The 18,692-nt window shown below is 61.6% G+C and carries 17 protein-coding genes; 4 read left to right on the forward strand and 13 right to left on the reverse strand.

Features of this window, described 5'->3' with window-relative positions:
- Nucleotides 1-51: 51 nt before the first annotated feature.
- The 5 genes from GHK62_RS34130 to GHK62_RS07340 form a co-directional block, all read right to left on the reverse strand.
- Complete coding sequence (locus GHK62_RS34130; protein ID WP_167528174.1) at nucleotides 52-240, reverse strand: hypothetical protein; 189 nt, start codon at nucleotides 238-240, stop codon at nucleotides 52-54.
- Nucleotides 241-451: 211 nt separating this feature from the next.
- Nucleotides 452-1,603, reverse strand: coding sequence for an efflux RND transporter periplasmic adaptor subunit (locus GHK62_RS07325; protein ID WP_153437667.1), 1,152 nt, complete (start codon nucleotides 1,601-1,603; stop codon nucleotides 452-454).
- 10 nt (nucleotides 1,604-1,613) lie between these two features.
- Entirely contained in the window at nucleotides 1,614-4,757 is a 3,144-nt protein-coding gene (locus tag GHK62_RS07330; protein WP_153437669.1) for an efflux RND transporter permease subunit, read from the reverse strand.
- Entirely contained in the window at nucleotides 4,754-4,903 is a 150-nt protein-coding gene (locus GHK62_RS07335; protein WP_153437671.1) for a hypothetical protein, read from the reverse strand. Before GHK62_RS07335 ends, GHK62_RS07330 begins: the two co-directional genes overlap by 4 nt.
- 322 nt (nucleotides 4,904-5,225) lie before the next feature.
- Entirely contained in the window at nucleotides 5,226-5,822 is a 597-nt protein-coding gene (locus tag GHK62_RS07340; protein ID WP_153437673.1) for a TetR/AcrR family transcriptional regulator, read from the reverse strand.
- Nucleotides 5,823-5,958: 136 nt separating this feature from the next.
- On the opposite strand from GHK62_RS07340, the gene GHK62_RS07345 reads away from it, so the two are divergent.
- From GHK62_RS07345 to GHK62_RS07360, 3 genes are all read left to right on the forward strand, one after another.
- The gene (locus GHK62_RS07345) at nucleotides 5,959-6,405 is read left to right on the forward strand and encodes a DUF2214 family protein (RefSeq protein ID WP_153437675.1); all 447 of its coding nucleotides are present in this window, start codon (nucleotides 5,959-5,961) and stop codon (nucleotides 6,403-6,405) included.
- 694 nt (nucleotides 6,406-7,099) lie between these two features.
- The gene (locus GHK62_RS07355) at nucleotides 7,100-7,291 is read left to right on the forward strand and encodes a hypothetical protein (protein ID WP_153437677.1); all 192 of its coding nucleotides are present in this window, start codon (nucleotides 7,100-7,102) and stop codon (nucleotides 7,289-7,291) included.
- A gap of 323 nt (nucleotides 7,292-7,614) precedes the next feature.
- Nucleotides 7,615-9,783 carry a methyl-accepting chemotaxis protein gene (locus GHK62_RS07360; protein ID WP_153437679.1) on the forward strand — a complete coding sequence of 723 codons (2,169 nt, stop codon included), beginning with the start codon at nucleotides 7,615-7,617 and terminating at the stop codon, nucleotides 9,781-9,783.
- Between the two features lie 64 nt (nucleotides 9,784-9,847).
- On the opposite strand, the gene GHK62_RS07365 is transcribed toward GHK62_RS07360, so the two are convergent.
- The 4 genes from GHK62_RS07365 to ric form a co-directional block, all read right to left on the reverse strand.
- Complete coding sequence (locus tag GHK62_RS07365) at nucleotides 9,848-10,285, reverse strand: pseudoazurin (protein ID WP_153437681.1); 438 nt, start codon at nucleotides 10,283-10,285, stop codon at nucleotides 9,848-9,850.
- A 445-nt stretch (nucleotides 10,286-10,730) separates the two neighbouring features.
- On the reverse strand, nucleotides 10,731-10,997 hold the full coding sequence (locus tag GHK62_RS07370) for a DUF6522 family protein (protein ID WP_153437682.1): 267 nt from the start codon (nucleotides 10,995-10,997) through the stop codon (nucleotides 10,731-10,733).
- Nucleotides 10,998-11,014: 17 nt separating this feature from the next.
- Nucleotides 11,015-12,199: an NnrS family protein gene (locus tag GHK62_RS07375; protein WP_153437684.1), complete on the reverse strand. Its 1,185-nt coding sequence runs from the start codon at nucleotides 12,197-12,199 to the stop codon at nucleotides 11,015-11,017.
- 8 nt (nucleotides 12,200-12,207) lie between these two features.
- The gene (gene ric, locus GHK62_RS07380) at nucleotides 12,208-12,867 is read right to left on the reverse strand and encodes an iron-sulfur cluster repair di-iron protein (protein WP_153437686.1); all 660 of its coding nucleotides are present in this window, start codon (nucleotides 12,865-12,867) and stop codon (nucleotides 12,208-12,210) included.
- Between the two features lie 253 nt (nucleotides 12,868-13,120).
- On the opposite strand from ric, the gene GHK62_RS07385 reads away from it, so the two are divergent.
- A complete protein-coding gene (locus GHK62_RS07385) occupies nucleotides 13,121-13,588 on the forward strand; it encodes an SRPBCC family protein (protein WP_153437688.1) in 468 nt (155 codons plus the stop codon).
- Between the two features lie 141 nt (nucleotides 13,589-13,729).
- On the opposite strand, the gene GHK62_RS07390 is transcribed toward GHK62_RS07385, so the two are convergent.
- The 4 genes from GHK62_RS07390 to GHK62_RS07405 form a co-directional block, all read right to left on the reverse strand.
- Nucleotides 13,730-14,692, reverse strand: coding sequence for an MBL fold metallo-hydrolase (locus GHK62_RS07390; protein ID WP_153437690.1), 963 nt, complete (start codon nucleotides 14,690-14,692; stop codon nucleotides 13,730-13,732).
- A 615-nt stretch (nucleotides 14,693-15,307) separates the two neighbouring features.
- Entirely contained in the window at nucleotides 15,308-16,507 is a 1,200-nt protein-coding gene (locus GHK62_RS07395) for a multidrug effflux MFS transporter (protein WP_283065070.1), read from the reverse strand.
- A 437-nt stretch (nucleotides 16,508-16,944) separates the two neighbouring features.
- Nucleotides 16,945-17,529: a helix-turn-helix domain-containing protein gene (locus GHK62_RS07400; protein ID WP_153437692.1), complete on the reverse strand. Its 585-nt coding sequence runs from the start codon at nucleotides 17,527-17,529 to the stop codon at nucleotides 16,945-16,947.
- A 173-nt stretch (nucleotides 17,530-17,702) separates the two neighbouring features.
- The gene (locus GHK62_RS07405; protein ID WP_153437694.1) at nucleotides 17,703-18,692 is read right to left on the reverse strand and encodes an ABC transporter permease; all 990 of its coding nucleotides are present in this window, start codon (nucleotides 18,690-18,692) and stop codon (nucleotides 17,703-17,705) included.

Here is an 18,692-nt window from a genome sequence, read left to right on the forward strand (position 1 = left end):
TACGTCCGGTGGCTATCGCGGCAGAGCCGCCGCCGGTCTTCCTCTTGCCGTTCAGCGCGTGCGGATCCGAGGCCGAACGATGTTCATCTGCAGTTCGTGGCTTGACGCATACGGACCGAGCACTTTGACCAGGCGCCTTTGCTCGGCTTCGCTTATACCCGCCCGCCTGCAGTATTCCGCCACATCGAAGATATGCTTTGCCGGAGACCCATCGAGGGCTCCAATATCCCTGCGTGTCATCCCGTATCTCCCACTCCATCTCGTGAACGGTAGACCGGATGCCGTTTAGCCGTCGCTCGTGGCGGTGTAGATACTTTCCGCAGGTGCCGTAACTATACGGGAGTTTAATGGCTGCGGTGCCTCGCGCAGCAAATTGACGAGCACCATCCGGATCGGATGCGAGAACTGAAACCGTACCCACTCGGCGCAACGAACGACCGTTCCCGCTCGGCTATTTCTGCGCCTGGTTCGCCGGCATCGGCTTGACCGGCGCGCCGGGGAAGATTTTCTGCAGGTTGCCGGCGATCACCTTGTCGCCTTCGGAAACACCGGATGACACGCCGACGAGGCCGCCAGTGCCGGGGCCGAGGGAGACCAGCCGCTGCTCGACAACGTCGCCCTTGCCGACGACATAGACATATTTGCCGAGTTGACTCGACCCGAGTGCGGTCTCCGGCACCATGAGCACGTTCGGTTCGTCCCTGACGCGCAGGCGGACGCGCACGTATTGGCCGGGCAGCAAGGTCAGATCCGCGTTTTCGATGGTCGCCCGCGCCACGACCGTGCCGGTATTGCGCTCGACCACATTGTTGATGAAGGTCAGATCGCCGCGGTGACGCGGCTCGGTATCACCCGGTAGAAACACTTCGGCCTGAACCGGTCCGGCCGCCCGTGCCTTCTGGAGATCGACGAGCTCAGGTTCGCTCGGATTGAAGGAGACATAGATCGGCGAAAGTTGCACGAGGTTGTTGAGTGGCGTGCCGGCCGTGTCGCTGACCAGTGTTCCCTCGGGAGCCAGGTTTCGCCCGAGCCTTCCTGCGAAGGGTGCGCGGATTTCAGTGTAGTCGCGGTTGATCTCGGCGGTGCGGACCGCTGCCCGCGACATGGCGAGCGCCGCCTCCGCCTGGCGCACCGCGCTTGCGCGCTGGTCGAAGGTGTCCTTGTCCAGATATCCTGTCGTCGCCAGTTCGTTGCCGCGTGTGAGATTGCTGCGAAGGTAGGCGAGCGATGCCTCATCGCGTTGGACCTGGGCTTTGGCTTGATCGAGTTCCGCTTCGAAGTCGCGCGGGTCGATCCGATAAAGGAGTTCGCCCTGCTTAACGTCGGCGCCATCTGGAACTTCCTGCGACTGTATATAGCCGGAAACCTTGGCCCGGAGCGTGACGTTGCGGATCGATTCCGTCCGTGCCGAATATTCGAGGTAAATGGGGATCGTCTTCTTGACGACCGCGGCGACGGGGACAGGCATGGCAGGGGGCGCATTTGCAACCGCTGCGCCCGCGCCGCCGCCTTCAAGGTCAAACCTGCCGCCGGTGTATGAATAGGCCGCAGCCAGCGCCGCGATTGCGACTGCTGCGGCAAGGCCTAGTTTCAAACCGCGCATATCTACCTTCCTATTCCGCCGCTTTGGGCTCTCGCTGCCCGTCGGCGGGGCTTGCCGACAGCCCCTCCCGCCATTGTTCGATGACAGCGTAGAAAACCGGGACAAAAACAAGTGTCAGGACGGTTGCCATGAGCATGCCGCCAAACACCGTCGTGCCGATCGACTGCCGGCTGGCGGCACCGGCGCCCGTCGCGTACATTAGCGGAATGACGCCTAGGATGAAGGCGAACGCCGTCATCAAAATCGGCCGCAGCCGCAGGCGGGCCGCTTCGGCGGCGGCGGTGAGTATGTCCAAGCCTTCCTGCCGGCGCCGCTTGGCGAACTCGACGATCAGAATAGCGTTTTTCGCGGCAAGGCCAACCAGCATCACAAAGCCGATCTGCGAGTAGACGTCGATCTGCATGGCCCTGAGCCAAAGGGCCAGCAGCGCACCGAGAAGGGCGAGCGGCACCGAAAGCAGCACCATGAAGGGCATAGACCAGCTTTCATACTGCGCCGCCAAGATCAGGAAACAAAAGACAATCGCGAGTGCGAAGACGAGCGCGGCGATCGATCCTGCCCTGATCTCCTGATAGGTGATGCCCGTCCATTCGAAGCCGAAGTCCCGCGGCAGCGTGGCCGCCGCAGTGCGCTCCATCGCCGCCACCGCCTGGCTAGAACTGTAGCCCGGCGCGGCCGCGCCGTTTATCAGCGCCGCGGGATAGTTGTTGTAGTGGCTGACGGTCTCGGGGCCGACGGTCGGTTTCAGCGCGCCGAGCGTGCTGAGCGGCACCATGTCACCCGCCGAATTGCGCACGTAAAGTCGGGAAATGTCGGCGGGGTTGGAGCGCGCGCTTTGATCGGCCTGAAGCGTCACGCGAAAAGTTCGGCCGAATAGGTTGAAGTCGTTGACATAAAGCGAGCCGAAGTAGATCTGCAAGGTGTTGAATATATCCGGCAGGCTGAGACCCAGCTGCTTTGCCTTGTCCCGGTCGAGGTCATAATTGAATTGCGGGCTTGAGGTGCTGAACGTGGTGAAGAGCTGGTGCGGATTGATTTCCGGCTGCTTTCGCGCCTCGGCGATCAGCGCTTGCGTGGCGTCGTTCAGTGCCACGCTGCCGCGCCCGCCCAAGTCCTCGACCTGGAATTCGAAGCCGCCTGTCGCCCCGAGCCCCTGTATCGACGGCGGATCGAAGGCGAGCACGAGAGCGTCGGGGATCTGCAACAGGAGCGGCTGCACCGCTTCGCGCAGCGCCGATGCTCCTTGTTCCGGAGGGCGCTCGTCCCACGGCTTCAGGACCGCGAACTGAACCGCGGAATTCGACTGGCTCGCGAAGCTCAGGAAATTGAAGCCGACGACCGAACCGACGAAATCCACGCCCGCAGTGCCGCGAAGGATGCCCTCCGACTGTCTCGCGACGGCTTCGGTTCGTTCTATCGACGCGCCGTCGGGAAGCTGGATGACCACGAAGAAATATCCCTGGTCCTCGACGGGCAGGAAGGTGGAGGGAATCCGTTGCCACAACGCATAGGTGGAGCCGATGGCGATCAGGAAGAGTGCGAAGAGCGCCCAACGCCAACGGACGAGCCTGGCAATGCTGCGCTCGTAGCTATGCGATAGCCAGTGAAAACCGGTGTTGAACCAGCGGAAGAGCACGAATCTCGGCGCGCCGCGATGACGCAGGAATGCGGCGCTGAGCGCCGGGCTGAGTGTCAGCGAATTGAAAGCCGAGAACGCGACCGAGATCGCGACCGTCAGGGCGAACTGATTGTAAAGGCTTCCCGCAACGCCCGGAATGAAGGCGACCGGCACAAAGACCGCAAGAAGAACGGCGGTCGTCGCGATGATCGGTCCCGTCACCTCCTGCATTGCCTTATGCGTCGCGGCGAGCGGCGGCAGGCCGGCCTCGAGCTGTCGTTCGACGTTTTCGACGACCACGATCGCGTCGTCGACGACAAGGCCGATGGCGAGCACCATTCCGAGCAGGCTCAGCATGTTCAGCGAGAAGCCGAGCAGGTACATGACGATGAGCGTCGCGATCAGCGACACCGGAATGGCGATCGTCGGGATAATCGTGGTGCGGACGTTCTGGAGAAAGATGAAGACGACGGCAATTACCAGCGCCAGCGCCTCGACCAGAGTGATCACCACATCATGCATTGCGGCTGACACGAAGCGCGTGGTGTCGTAGAACATGTGATAGGCGACGCCGCTCGGGAAGCGCTGTGACAGTTCGTCCATCTTGGCCTTGACCCGGCTCTGGAGATCGAGTGCGTTCGAGCCGGGTGCCTGGAACACCGCCAACACGACGCTCTGCTTGCCGTTGAAGCTCACGGAGGACGAATAGAGCAGCGCGCCTAGTTCGACACGTGCCACGTCTCGCAGCCTGATCGTCGCGCCGGTCTCTGGGTCGGCACGCAGGACGATATCGGCAAATTGCTTGGGGTCGCTCAAACGACCGACCGCGTTGATCTGCATCTCGAAGGGTGTGCCGGCCGGCGCCGGGGATTGCCCGATCTTTCCGCCGGCAACCTGGACGTTCTGCTCCTCGATGACGTTCTCTACGTCGACCGCCGTTATGCCCAGATTGGCCATCCGGTCCGGATCGAGCCAGACGCGCATCGAGTAACGCCGTTCGCCGAAGAGCTGGACATCGCCGACGCCGGGCAGGCGCTTGAGCGGATCGAGGATCTGCAGGTAGGCATAGTTGCTGACGGAGGCGAAATCGACGGAATCGTCGGGCGAGTCGAGGCTGACCAGCACGGTGAAGTTCGGGATCTGCTTGGCGATCGTCACCCCGCTCTGGTTGACCAGCGCCGGCAGCGAGGATGCCGCTTGCGATACGCGGTTCTGCACATCGAGCGCTGCGACATCGATCGGATAACCGACGTCGAAGGAGATGATGATCCTCGACGAGCCGTCATTGGAACTCGTCGAAGACATGTAGAGCATGCCCGGCACGCCGTTGATCTGCTGCTCGAGCGGTGTCGTGACGGTATCGGCGACGACCTGGGCGCTGGCGCCCGGATAGTTGGCGGAAACGACGATCTGCGGCGGTGTAATGTCCGGAAACTGCGAAACGGGAAGCAGGAAATAGCAAATGGTGCCCGCAAGCGTCATGACGATGGCGATAGCGGAGGCGAAGATCGGCCGGTGGATAAAGAACTCGATCATGGCCGGATCGATCCACGTTGGACGCGAGCGTCACCGCGGGCCGGCAACGCCCGGTCGGCGCCGCAGAAATCGACCTTCTCCGCGGTCACCGACACGCGGACCATCCGATTATTCAGAATCCTTTCCGCCGCCGCCAGCTTGCGCATCGTAAGGCTCCAGCACCAGCAAATCGCGATTTGCACCGTTACTTAGACGTTTGACGATGGTGCCAACCGACATTGTGACATTGTGCCAGAAATTTTTTCGTGCTGTCAGCACCACATGCGGAAGCGTTCGAGAAAATCGGCTGCTCCTGGAGCTTCCGCTACCGATCAGACCCAACGTCAGGGGGCAACGCTCGATCCGTACCGAAATAGGCCGGCCGAGCCCGATGGCAACTAGACTGCAGCCAATTGCGGCGATCCAAGCGTTGCTGCATTCTCGACGCTGCTTGCAACTGCTTCTGAAGGATACGTCCGTGGCGTTTCGCTATACTCCTCCTTCGCGAGTGTGCTCGGCGATCCCCGGCTCCAGCAGGCGAAGGATTTCAGGCAGGCGTTCGTTCATTTCCGCCGGGATCTTCTCGTTCATTAGCAGCATCACGAGCCCATGCACCAAAGACCAGGCGGCAATCGGGCCCGGATCGCCAACTGCGCTCGACCCTTTCCGGCCCGCCTTCCTGACAAGAAGCTCAAAAGCCTGGCGACTGGCGTGAGACAACTGCGCGTCCCGACTGTCGATGTACTCGCTGGATCCGAACATCAGCGTGTAGAGGCCAGGGTTCCCTTTGGCGAATTCAATGTACTTTACACCAAGATCGCCAATGCTCTGTGCGGGGTCTGAAGCGAGCGGCGCGATCAGATCTCGCAGCCTCGAAAATCCGATGACGGCAATGGCTGACATCAAGTCGCGCTTGCCGGCGAAGTGCGCGTAGGGGGCAGCCTGGCTGACACCGGCCAGGCGCGCCACGGCGCGCAAACTTACTCCTCCCGGGCCTTCACGCTCGAGCAGCTCCAATCCTGCTTCGATCAGCGCGGTTCGCAAGTCACCGTGATGATATCCTCGTGTGGGTGTTTTCGACTTCATTCTTCGGACCGCAATCTTGACGCTGTTAAGAACGCCGTTATGTTAACGCCGTTAAGATTAACGTGCCCACGCGAAAGTCAAGGCGGAGCCACCACGTCCGACCGCGGCCTTTTGTCAGACGGGCGGGGAGTGCCGGATGTTCACGGATCTTGTTCTCGCTAGTGCCCACCACGTCCTGGTTTTCGGGCTGGCCGCGATCATCGCGATGGAAGCCGTAATTGTGCGGCCGGATATGTCGGGAGGAAGCGGGAGACTACTCTCGCGGATCGATGCGTATTACGGCGCGGCCGCCACCCTTGTGCTCCTCATCGGGATTGCTCGTGTCCTCTTCGGTCTCAAGGGATGGGAAGCCTATGTTTACAATTGGGCGTTCTGGCTGAAGATGCTGGCTTTTGCCGTGGTCGGGCTCCTCTCCATCAGGCCGACGATGCAAATCCGCAAGTGGCGAAAGAATGCGGACGAAGACACCTTTACCCCGCTAGCCGAGGACGTTGCCAAGGTGCGCGGCTATATTCTGGCGCAAATCGGCGTTTTCACGCTTATTCCGGTCCTCGCCGCCACGATGGCTCGCTACGGTTATTGAGAGTTCCTTTGGCAAGACCGCACGTCGACCGCCTCGAAACGTTCTGGGGCATCGAAGTAGCTCTGCGGAACGGAGAACGTCATGTTTGTTGCGAGATCTCGCGAACCACGCGTCGAAGCCATTGGTGGCCGGGATCTGCGTCATGACGAGCATGCCAGGCCTGAACAACACTTGCGGCGCGTGGCACGACAGCGGATGAAACGCCCCTCAAGGTCCACGTCGCAGGGGCGTTGAATACCGGGGCAACAAGCAAGAAGTGACCGAGGCCATTCTCCACATGCTGCCCTATGCTGGGCTCAGCCGCGTTCAGGCAGCGATGGCGGCGGCGAGCGGGGTCTTTTCAGAATAGTAGAAAACCAGCTGGGCGGGGTGTCACACACCCGTTACATTTTGCGCCGAAACTGAGCTTGTAGTTCCATGGCACAGGCCATCCTGAGAGGATGGCAGGGATCGCTTCAAAAGCGTTTGACCCCGCAGTCGATCCGGCAAAGGCGCCGGATCCACTCGTGCCGGACATCCTTCGCGCGGCGGATCTACCGATTGACGACAACCGTCCGAGGCAGTTCCGCGACTTTGCAGCAGCCGGCGCGCGACCGCAGACTGGCCGGGTCCTTACGACGAGGAGCGGATGATCCTGGCTTCCAACCCGATTTGAATTCGAATCATCGGGCGAGCTTCAACAGAGGAAGTAGAGATGAGCAAGTTTGTTATTCTCGCACTGACGGCGGTGGCAATCAGCGTCGGCAGCGTAGCCTGCGTATCAGAAAACCCTGACACTGCATCGATAGCGCCCAATGCGGAGAACCGGAACGGGGCGTTGAACCCCAGGGCAAGTGGTGCCCCACCAAGAAACGGCTCCTACTACAAGGGCATCTTTCGTGAATGATCTAACGCTTTGAGATCACCCGACTCCAAGCGAAACCGCTCGGCATTTTCCCGGAAATTGGTCTCGATCACGATCGATTTTGATAAGTTCGACTGCTCAAGGCGGGGAGACTGCCTTGAGCGGCGCCGATCGTGCCTTATCGATCGTGCGCAGTCGGCGATGTGGCCTCTGCGGGCAGCTTACAAGCCTTGTCTTTCCCCCAGGGAACCGTGTTGTTTGTGCCGGATCAAAGAGATGAACCTGACAGCGGTGTAAGTGCATCGGGCCGAAAATGAATTGCGGCGCGTCGGCATGAGGTCGAACTTCCCCTGGAGCGTTGCCTCATGCGTTTGTCGGACGTCTCGCTGACCAAGCGGATCCTCTGGTGTGTTGCCCTGCCGGCGCTTGTCGCCACCTGGCTCGCCTATGGGCGGGTCGACGGGAGCCTGGCCAGCTACCGGGACGCTGCGCGCCTGGTGGAGGTCAGCGATTATATCTCAATCCTCGGCGACGCAGTGCATGCCCTGCAGATGGAGCGCGCCGCGACGGCCATCTTTCTCGCGAGTAAAGCCAATGGCGACGACGCATCACTGAACGCCGCACGGCGTGGTTTCGACGGCCGTGCTGCAACGGCTTTGACTGCCGCGTCAAACCTCGCCATCGATCAGGATGCTCCCCTGCGAGAGGGACTGCAGCAGCTTTCGGTGCTGCGCGGCCGCGTCGATCGGCGCGAGCTGGCGCCGGCGGAGAGCAGTGCGCTGTACAGCCAATCCGTTTCCCGCTTGCTCAGCGTCCTGCGCGCGCTCACCAACGGCGGGCACATCGACGATGCGCTTGCCGGGGACGTCGAAGCCTACAACCTCTTCTCGTTGGCGAAGGAATATGCGGGCCAGGAACGGGCGGCTGGCAACGCTTTGATCGCCACGGGCCTGGCTGATCGAGAGGGCTTGGTCCGCCTGGCCAAGCTTTATGGCGCGCAGACGACGCTGCTCAATGAGTTCGCCGCCAAGTTGCCGGCCTTCGCCGATCGGGCCAGGGCTGTCATGCCTGATGCCTCGGCATCGCTGGCGGAAATGCGGCGGGTGCTTTTGACGGTCGGCGAGGCAGGAGACCTCTCCACCCTTGATGCAGACGAATGGTATCACCTGGCAAGTGCGCGGATCGACGCCATGCGCGAGGTCGAGAAGGCGCTGCTCGAGGCGACGCAAGTGGACGCCGCTGATCTCGCCCGTCGGCAGATGACGGCTCTGCTGATGATTGGTGGCGGCCTGATCGTCGCGCTCGCCGCCGCCGGCTTTGTATCGGTGCTGATTGCGCTCGGAGTGGTCCGGCCGATCCGGGCACTCACCGCGGCAATCGAGCGTTTCGCGGACGGCGACGCCTGCACGACAGCGGGCCAGACCGGTGCCAAGGACGAGGTTGGAGCTATGGGGCGCGCAGTCGCCAGGGCCGTAGAGGCTGCCAGGCATCAGGCGGAGGCACAGCGTCAGGAAGATCTGCGTCGTGCGGCGGAGCGGCAGGCGGAGGCGCGGGCGCTCGAAGAAGAACGGGCAGCGCGGGCAAGAGATCTCGAGCAGGCGCTGGACAATGTAAACCGTGGCTTGGACGAACTTTCGCGGGGGAACCTCTGCTTCCGGATCGCCCACAAGCTTGCCCCGGATTTCGACGCGCTTCGAACGGCCTTCAACCGGTCCGTCGAGACGCTGGAGCGGCTCGTTTCCCTGGCCGGCGAGAACGCGAATGTCATCGACGGCGGTTGTGCCGAGTTGCGGATGGCCGTGGACGACCTCGCGCGGCGCACGGGCAGCCAGGCGACTGCATTGGAGGAAGCGGCGGCCGCTCTGGAGGAGGTCGCGGCTGCGGTCAAGATGTCGTCGATTGGCGCCGACGAGGCGCAGCGCTCGGTCGTCATCGCAGGCAGCGATGCGGCCGAGGCGACCCGTGTTGTCGCCGAAACGGTGAGCGCGATGCGCGATATTGCCAACTCTTCCGAGCGGATTGGCCAGATCATCGGTGTGATCGACGAGATCGCCTTTCAGACCAATCTTCTGGCGCTGAATGCCGGGGTCGAGGCGGCACGTGCAGGCGAAGCTGGCAAGGGATTTGCCGTCGTCGCGCAGGAGGTTAGAGAGCTGGCGCAGCGCTCGGCCGCCGCGGCGCGGGAGATCAAGGCGCTTATAAGTCAGGCTACGAACGACGTTTCGGCTGGCGTCGCGCTGGTGGGCAGGACCGGTGAGGCGCTTTCCGGTATCGAGCGGCACGTACAGTCGATCAGCCGGCAGGTTCTCACTATCGCACAGTCCGCCAAGGAACAGGCCTCGGCGCTCAGCGAGATTACCGCCACGGTCAGCCAGCTCGACCAGATCACACAGCAGAATGCCGGCATGGTGGAGGAGACGACAGCCGCCTCGGAAACCCTTGCGGTCGAGGCCAGCAAGCTGCGCGGTCAACTGGCGACCTTCCAGACGCGGCAGGCGAGGGCGGAGAGGCGCCGGCAAGCCGATGCCGCCTGACCCGCGCCCATCCCTGCGATCACGCCGACATCTTGCTTCGCCGTGGTCGCATCCTTACGAAGGCTCAAAGCTTGCTGAGCGCGGCGTCGACCCGTTCACGCGCCTTCTTCGGGAACTTTGCCGCCTTGACTTGCTCGACATTGGCTGGTGCGTCACCGACGACAACGACGGCAACCATGCCCATGCTGAAGTGAGGCGTGCATTTGACCACATAGATGCCTTGCTCGGTCAGGGTCACTTTAAGCGTTTCGTTTATCTTCCCTTTGAACGCTTCGGCACCCTGCGGGATCATATCCTTGACCGTTTCCGCATTGTGCCCCTTGTCCGTAGGCACAAAGGTCACGGTATCACCGGGGCTGGCCTTGAGTACCGACGGCTCGAAGACCATCACGCCGTCCGTGCCCTTGTTGAGCATCTTGATCTCATGATCGGCGGCAAAAACGGGAACGCTCAAGACACTCAGGAACGCTGCACCGACGAGAAACTTGGTCATGGAACGCATTGCAATTCTCCTTGCTGGAAGACACCCCGCATGGGCGCCTTGCAGGGACGATGACTAAGCCGTGTGGTCCGTTCGTTCTTTGACATAACGCAAATTTGGCTCGCGTCAGAACGACGCAACCTTTGGTTTCCATGCAGCCGAAAGACGGTGACTCAGATGCGCTTACCAGGGCGGAAGGGCGCGTATGTCCTGCAGACATCGGATCATGTCGCCCGCAAACGTCTGCGCCTGCTTCCGTTCCGCCTCCGTGCGCTCGCGTTCGGCGCAGTCTAGGTAGCAATCGAGTAGGAACTCACAAAGCGGGACCAGCCGCTCGGAGACGTTGTCTGGCACGTGCTGCAGGAGAGGCGACTCGGCAGCGGTTCCCGCAAAAGATGCTCAGCTCGCTCGGCCGCTTCAACCGAATGGGCGCGCAGCCAAGAGGAGTGCGGTCCTGTACCGAGGGTCAGGGCCGCCCGCGGCTGCGAAGAATTGTCATTTCTTCGCTCGCGACCCGACCCTGGTCGTCCAGGATGGCGCGCCACATCCGGTTTCCGAGCCTTACGCTGAGGCGGCACGTGCCGGCATCCTCGGCCTCGCCGCGCTCGACCATGCTCATCACCGAGCCCCTCCTCAGATGTTGGCGGAACTCGTCGCTCGACAGCCCGAACCGCTCTGCGAGCTCGCTTGATTCCAGTATGAAGTCTCCGCTTTGATTGCGTTCTATGTACATTGGCATTTCACTGCGGTTCAGTCGTTGCTATCGGCGCGTGCGCCGCGGTTGCCGATTGCTGCGCTGAACACCGGCCTCGGAACAGGACCAGTCAGGCCCGGTATGTAGACGGCGAGGAAAAGCGCCCAAGCGGCCATCCAGCAGATCGCGGACGCAACCATAAGATTGAAATGCGCGTCGATCGGCAATCCGGCGAGAATGCGCAGCAGCGCTGAAAGAGTCACGAGGCCGAATGCACACGCCATGGTCCCATTGGTGACCAAGGCCTCTCCATTTCGTCTCATGGCCGAGCGCATCATCACGGCGGCCATCATCGTTCCCATCGCACCCATGGTCAGCGCATGCAGAGCGGCGGCAGCCGGAATCCGATCGGGAAAGACGACCGCCAGACCGTTCAGAACGAGACCCGCCGGCGTCCAGGCAAACGCAAGATGCAACACGAACAAGGCAGGATAACGATAGGTGCTGACACTTTGCCATGCCCTCATTTGCAGCAGCAGCAAACCACCCGAAGACATCAGCACGTAACCCGATGTCTGATGCTGATGGACAGCTTCGATCGAGGCGGTGGCAAGTACGCCGGCTATCGCCAGGTACGAAAGCGCCGGGCGATCGCGAAGGGGCCCTGCACCAGTCCTGTCGAGCCATCGACGGGTAAAAGCAGGCACTGCACGTCCGCCGATCAGAATTATCAGGACAACATACAAAAGCGGCGTGCTTATGGGGCTCACACCTCGATCGACAAGGGACAGGGCGTTTGCACCGAGCGCGGCCATGCCGAGCGGCGCCCAGAGCCGATGCCAGGCCCTGGAGGACACCACGCCATGCATCAGGATCACTGTCAGGCAGACGAAATAGGCGGTTGCTCCTATTGCCGCAGCGATAAACGGCAACGGGTCCGAAAATGCTGCCGTCATACGGGCGGCGCACCAGAGGCAGGTGACGAAGACCGTGACGATGGGCGAGACGGGGCGGCTTTTCGTCCAGGAAGGCAAGGCTGTCAAAAGGTAGCCTCCCGCCGCAGCACTGGTCATGCCGAAGAGAAGTTCATGGCGGTGCCAGGCGACGGGCTCCGGACCTGTTCCCGCTGGAAGCAGCCAGACTGCGGGCGCGACCAACGCCCATAATCCCGCCAGAAGAAACAAGGGGCGGTAAGGCGCCTGCCAGATGGATATCCTAATCTTCGGAGCGGCACTCGTCATCCGACCCGTCATGCCGGTTCGAAACGAGGAAACAGCACGGCGTTTTCGAGATGCATATGGGCGACGAGGTCATCGGTAAACTTGCGCAGCCCCGTATAGAGCGCAGTCCACGAGCCACAGGCTCCAGCCGGCAGCGAGAGGCCATGGGTCAGATGCTCGATCGTCCGGAGGTGCTCCGCCTCGTCATCATGCTCATGCCGCATCTGCGTAATCGGATGCATGATCGTCTCGTTGCCGCCGGACCGCATCATCGGGAAGAGAACCAGTTCTTCCTTCACCATATGGCCTTCGAGTTGGTTCCGCAGAGCCTCCAGCGCCTGTGAAAGCCCGATCGGTGCCGACGGATGGTCGGCATGTACGCGCTCCACCTTCTGTGCGAGCGGAATTAGCCAGGTCAGTTCCGAGCGGTGCGTTTCGTGATATCTGGCGAGGATATGCGCGATGAGGTCAGCGGTCTCTTCAGGCGCATCCCGTCTTGCCGCCTCCACCAATGTCTCAAGTTCGGAAAGCAACGTCGACGGTGCGAGCCCGGCCTTGACGGCAGCTTCCGAGAGCCGCAGGTTGCCGCCGCAACAAAAGCTGATGTCATGGCGGCGGAAAAGTTCCGCCGCCCCTGGCAATTCCGCTGCGATCGTTGCGACTGTCTGGTCGAGGCTTATTCCGGTCATGATCTGTTCCTTGATCTGTTGGCGCTGGATCTTTCGAGCCGACGATGCCGGGACTGGAGCCGGCCGATGATCCAACATCGAGATGTGCTCGCCATTTTGTCGGAGAAGGCGCCGTTTCGTCTTTGTGCCCGCGCAAACAGGCACAAGCAGGCGAATGGACCGGTTGGACAAATCAGAACTGAGCGATCAAGCTGGATCACGTGAGCCGATGAAGTCAGAATGAAGCTCACTCGTTCGCCTGCCGGGAGACTGAATGCCGTCCACCGAATTTCAGCTCGTTACGACATGGACCATCGACGCCTCGGTCGAGGATGTCTGGCGGTTGCTGAATGCGCCCGAAACCTGGCCGGAATGGTGGCCCACGGTGAAAGAGGTCACGCTTCTGCGCGAAGGCGACGAGGCCGGCATCGGCGCCGTCCATCGGATGAGATGGTCCACGGCATTGCCTTATGACCTCGCCTTCGAAATCGAAACCACCAGGATCGTGCCGCTATCCATCATCGAGGGGAGAGCCCGCGGCGAGCTCGAGGGGCTTGGTCGATGGACGTTGCAACCCGATGGCTCGAAATGCAATGTCCGCTACGACTGGATCGTCAGGGTCACCAAGCCCTGGATGATCAGACTTTCATTCATCCTGAAACCTGTCTTCAGCTGGAACCATGCAGTCGTGATGGAACGCGGCCGGCGAGGTCTCGTGCATCGCCTGGCCCGCGCTACATGAAGAGATCCCGCATCAGGCGAGCTGCCGCACGGCCGCCGACACCAGATCATTAGCGACAAAATCATGCAGCAATTCAAAGTGCTACGCCGCGCGTCCGATTGGACGCGCGGCGTTGTAGTTTGGCCCTAGCCCAATAAGCTGTCAGTAGTCCCAGAAGACCGGTACCCAACGGAAGTGGTCGCCATCGACCGCCACCCGACCGACGGACGGGAACGGCAGGTGGGTGGCCACCAGCAACGATCTGGTCGCCGCAAGCTCCTTGAAAAGACCGGTCCGAACGCGGGCCGCCTCCTCGGGGTCGTGTTCGAAGCCATTGTACCAGTCGGGGTGCTCGAACCCGACCGCGAACACGGCGTCGCCGGCGAACATCAGCCGGTCGCCGCCGGAAGCCACGCGGACGACACAGTGCCCCGGGGTGTGGCCGCCGGTGCGAGTAGCGACCACGCCCGGCGCCACCTCGTACTCATCCTCGAACTGCTGCAGTTGATTGTGGTATACGCTCAGAAACCGCTTGGCGGTCGCCCGCAGCGCGTCCGGGAAGCCGTCGGGCATGACCGCGTGGGAGAAATCGGGCGCCTCCCAGAACTTGACTTCTGCGGCCGCCAGGTGGATCCGCAGGTCCGGACGCAACTGCTCCTTCACCCCGTTGACGAGCAGCCCGCCAATGTGGTCCATGTGCAAGTGGGTCAGCACCACGTCGGTCACGGAGCCAAGATCGATGCCGGCGCCTTCCAGTCGCTTGATCAGCTGCCCGGCCCGCGGCAGGTTCAAGTTCGGGTCCAAGCCTAGCCCGGCGTCGATAAGTATGGTCCGGTCGCCGCTGCGCACCAGGACCACATTCAGCGCCCAGTCGAAAGCGTCCGGGGGCAGGAACATTTCGTCCAGCCAGGCCGCCCGGGCGGCCGGGGCGGCGTTGTGTCCCAACATCTTGGTCGGGAGCGGTAGCACCCCATCGCTGATCACGACCACCTCGATCTCGCCGATCTGCACCGCATAGCGCGACGGAACCAGCTCTTCGGGTCTACCCGGATGTGAGGTCTTGACCAAGCTCATGTTTTTCTCCTGCTGACCATTCGTACGGGGTTTTGTTTCTGCCTGCGACATGACGCGCTCCTGTTTTGCGTGATCGACTGTGTCGGTCACGAGTGACGTCGCGGACTCTATGTTGAGGCGCGTTGGCGAACGAGCCACACCTGAGTATGGGTAGCCTGTGCTGTCAGTCGGCCTCAGCGAGGATTTGGTGATGAAGAGGCTGGCATGAAGAAGTGGACGCGCTCGCCCGCCGAACGGTGGCCCCGCACTCCACATTGACTCGAAGCCGCTTACCGACGGCCGTATCGGGCACCTCCGCCGCCATCCCGGAGTGGGGCCAGCCGAAGTTCGCATTGCCGCGACCGGCTGCTGGGCTCAGGTCCTGAGCCTAATGCATTGTCGGCCAAAAGTGTGCAGCGGTTTCGGGCAACGATGCATGAAATCAATGACCTAAAGCGCGTCACACGAGTCCGATTGAGCGCGACGCGCATTACATGGACAGGGCCGCTGCAACGGCGATGATCGCGGCGGTTATCAGGACCAATCCACTGATCCTCCGCATCCTCGTTCGGCGTGTCCGCTCGCCGGTCCAATCGTAGCTCATCATGTGCTCCGAGGTTCTTTGGTCGAGCCACGGACAATGAGCAAATTTGGTTAACAAATGGGAAATTCGCTTTCGGGGTTCGATCAGGCGTCCGCCGCAGGTGCGTTCTGCACCGTTCCGTCGCCAAACAGCCGACCCTTCTCGGCGACCAGGAAGCAGGCGAGCACGCAGGTGCCGAAGATGCAGAGGCTCGCGATCACCGGCGTCAGTGTTCCGTCGAAGGACTGCGCCACCGCCCAGCCGAGGATCGCCCCGCCAACGGTCTGGATGGCGCCGAAGATGGCGGACGCCGTTCCGGCGACTTCCCCGAGCGGTTCCATCGCGAGCGCCCCGGTATTGGGAAAACCAAACGCGACCATGGGAGTGACCAGCACGATCATGAGCGAAAACAGCCAGAGCGGCGGTGTTGCAAGCTGGACCATTGCAAGCCACGCAACGCTCCCGGCAAGAAAGAGGAGCATTGCGCCATGCGCCAGCCGGCGCATTCCGAACCTTGCCACAAGATGCGAATTGACCAGGAACCCGACGATTGCGGCCCCGGGCATGGCGGCAAAGGCGAGCGGGTAATAAGGACCGAGCCCATAGATATCGACATACACCTGCTGTGACGTATTAATCAGTGCGAAGATAATTCCGAGCAGGAACATGCCGGACAGCCCGTAGCTGAACCCGGTCCGGTTGCGGATCACGATGGCAAAGCCATCCACCACGCTCGTGAAGTCGAGTGGTCGGCGGCTTGCGAGCGCCAGGGTTTCCGGCATGCGCAGGAAGGTCCACACTCCGATCATCGCCGCAAGGCCGCCCATGGCGACGAAGATCAACTCCCATGGCCCCACCAGAAGGATGATCTGCCCGACACCGGGCATAAAAAGAGGAATGAGCAGGAAGATCGATAGGGCAACCGAGACGACCTCCGACATCGCAGCGCCCTCATATCGGTCGCGCACCGCCGAAATCATTCCGACGCGGATCGCCGCCGCGGCCACCCCTTGGGCAAAACGAAGCGAAAGCAGCTCTGAAAAGTCGCGCACGGCGGCCGAAGCCAGCGCGCAGGCGATATAGACGGCGATACCGATCAATATTGGCCGGCGGCGGCCGAAACGATCGCAGAGCGGTCCGAACACCACTTGCGGCAAGCCGAAGCCGATAAGAAACATCGTCAGGACAAGCGAGCGGTCGTTTGGATCAGCGACCTGGAACGCAGCGCCGATATCTGGCAGCGCCGGCAGCATGATGTCGAGCGCTAGCGCCTCGATGGCCATAAGGGCAGCTACGAGTGCCACGAATTCCCTACGGGAGAGGCTTTTCGAATTCAGGTTGCGCCCTCAAGCAACGAGGGCGGCAGTATAGCCTTCATGCGCGCTCTGTCTACACAATGTGTACGGCGCTCAAGCTTCACCGCCGCCACACATCGCCGGCTTTCGCTGGGAACAAAAAAGTGGGCCGTCTGCGGAGGATTCAGACGGCCCTATCATGCGGATCAGTCTTGTTTGTCGTGCCACTGCGGAGGGAGGACCGGGGCACCATCACCTGCTGGAAGCGGCGGCGAGTGATGATGTAATAGCATACTATCTCTCGGAGACCGTCGTCAGTGTACACAGGTATAGTGCCTCGGCAGCGCGCCAGCGAACCGGTCCGACAGGGAAAATCCGCGCGGGCTGGAGCGCCTATTCAGCGCCGCCGGCTTCCTTCAGAATGAAGAAGGTCTCAGACGGGCCGATCAGCCCTGCGTCTCTAGTGTTTGACAATCCGCCTTCGGATCCGACCGGCGAAGGCGCCGCCATCTCGCCGGAGTCGTGCCTTCGAACCTCCTGAACATACGTGTGAGATGTGCTTGATCCGCAAGTCCGCAGTTGCCGGCTATCTCGGTCAGCTTCTGACCGGTGTTCATCATCAGATTGCGGGCGTGGTGCATTCTCTGCTCCATGATGAAGGCGTAGGGCGATTTTCCGAGTCGCACCGAGAATGCGCGGGTGAAGTGGCTGGGGCTAAGTCCGACCTCCGCAGCCAGTTCACGAACCCTGAGCGGACCATCCATGTTGCGCGATACATAGGCCACGACGCGCTCGAACTGGCGGTCGCTGAGCGCACCGTCGCCTTGGCCTGGATAGATGCGGATACCACCGATCGGGTGGCTGGTGTCGGCTCCGGCCTGGACATCCCTGCTGTCACGCAAGGCTTCGGATTCGAGCCCGATTGACGAAGGCACGCGGGCAGGGCCGGGAACGATTGCGACAGGTTCGCGCCTATCCGGCCGATCCATTGATGTTTCATTGATATTCTTGGGCTGGATAAGGCGGTCCATGGTTGCTCCATTCGCAGCCGCACCATAAGCATATGGCACAGAGCAAATACGATTAGATCTCGATATCCTCGCGCCGTTCCACCGTATCGTAGTATCTGTCGACCTATGCGACGGTATAGGTCACCCTTGCTTCACAGGTCAGAGCGGCGCGACGGCGACAGATTTGGCGGCGCTTACAGTTCGATCCGCGGATCGGTGAGCGATTGAGCGATTTCGACCGCAATACTGACGAGAATGTAGATCGCCCCGAATACCAACGAGACCCCGAGGATCGCCGGCAGATCGGCAGTTGCAAAGGACTGGGTCATATATAGACCAAGACCCGGCCAGCCGAACACGGATTCAACCACCAGCAAGTTACCGAAGAGCAGCCTTATCTGCAGCCCGGTCATCGCCAACGGGGCGGAAGCGGCGTTCCTGAGGCCATGTCGCAACACAACGGTTGCCTCGCCAAGACCCTTGCCTCGCGCCGTTCGGATATAGGGTTGTCGCATCACGTCATGCAGTGCTCCTGCGAGGCTGCGAACGACCGCGACCGCGAACGGCAGGGCCAAGGCCGTCGCAGGAAGGATCAGATGTGCCAGGGCATCGATGCTGACATCCGGCCGCCCCGCAAGAAGGCCATCCATGACATAAAAGCCCGTCGTGCCGACGAAGTCACGAAATTGAAGGCGACCGCTTCCTGGCAACCAGGCCAGGCGGAACCAGAAGACATAGGCCAACAACACAGCCAACAGGATGATTGGTGTCGATCCCAGCGCAATAAACACGTGCCGCAGGACCTGCGACCGCGCGCCGCCCAATAGAAGCAGCGTCAGGCTAAACGCCAATCCCATCGCCAGGATGGTGGACACCAAGATGAGTTCCAGCGTCGCGGGCAGATATCTCAGAAGGTCGTCACCCACCGGCTGGCGCGTGCGGACCGATTTCCCGAGGTCTCCGGCGCTCACCTGCATCAGAAATTGGCCGTATTGCACGGCAATGGGATCATCCAGGCCCAATTCCTCGCGCACGGTTTCGATCGTTGTCGATGGCGCGTAGGGGCCTGCGATGGCGCGCGCCGGGTCAGAGGGGACGACGCTTTGCAGCAAAAAGACGATGAAGCTCATGACCATGAGAACGATGGCCAGACCGCACGCCCGTTTCGCGAGATAAAAGGCCAT

This window comes from Sinorhizobium terangae (genome assembly GCF_009601505.1).
Lineage (GTDB): Bacteria > Pseudomonadota > Alphaproteobacteria > Rhizobiales > Rhizobiaceae > Sinorhizobium > Sinorhizobium terangae.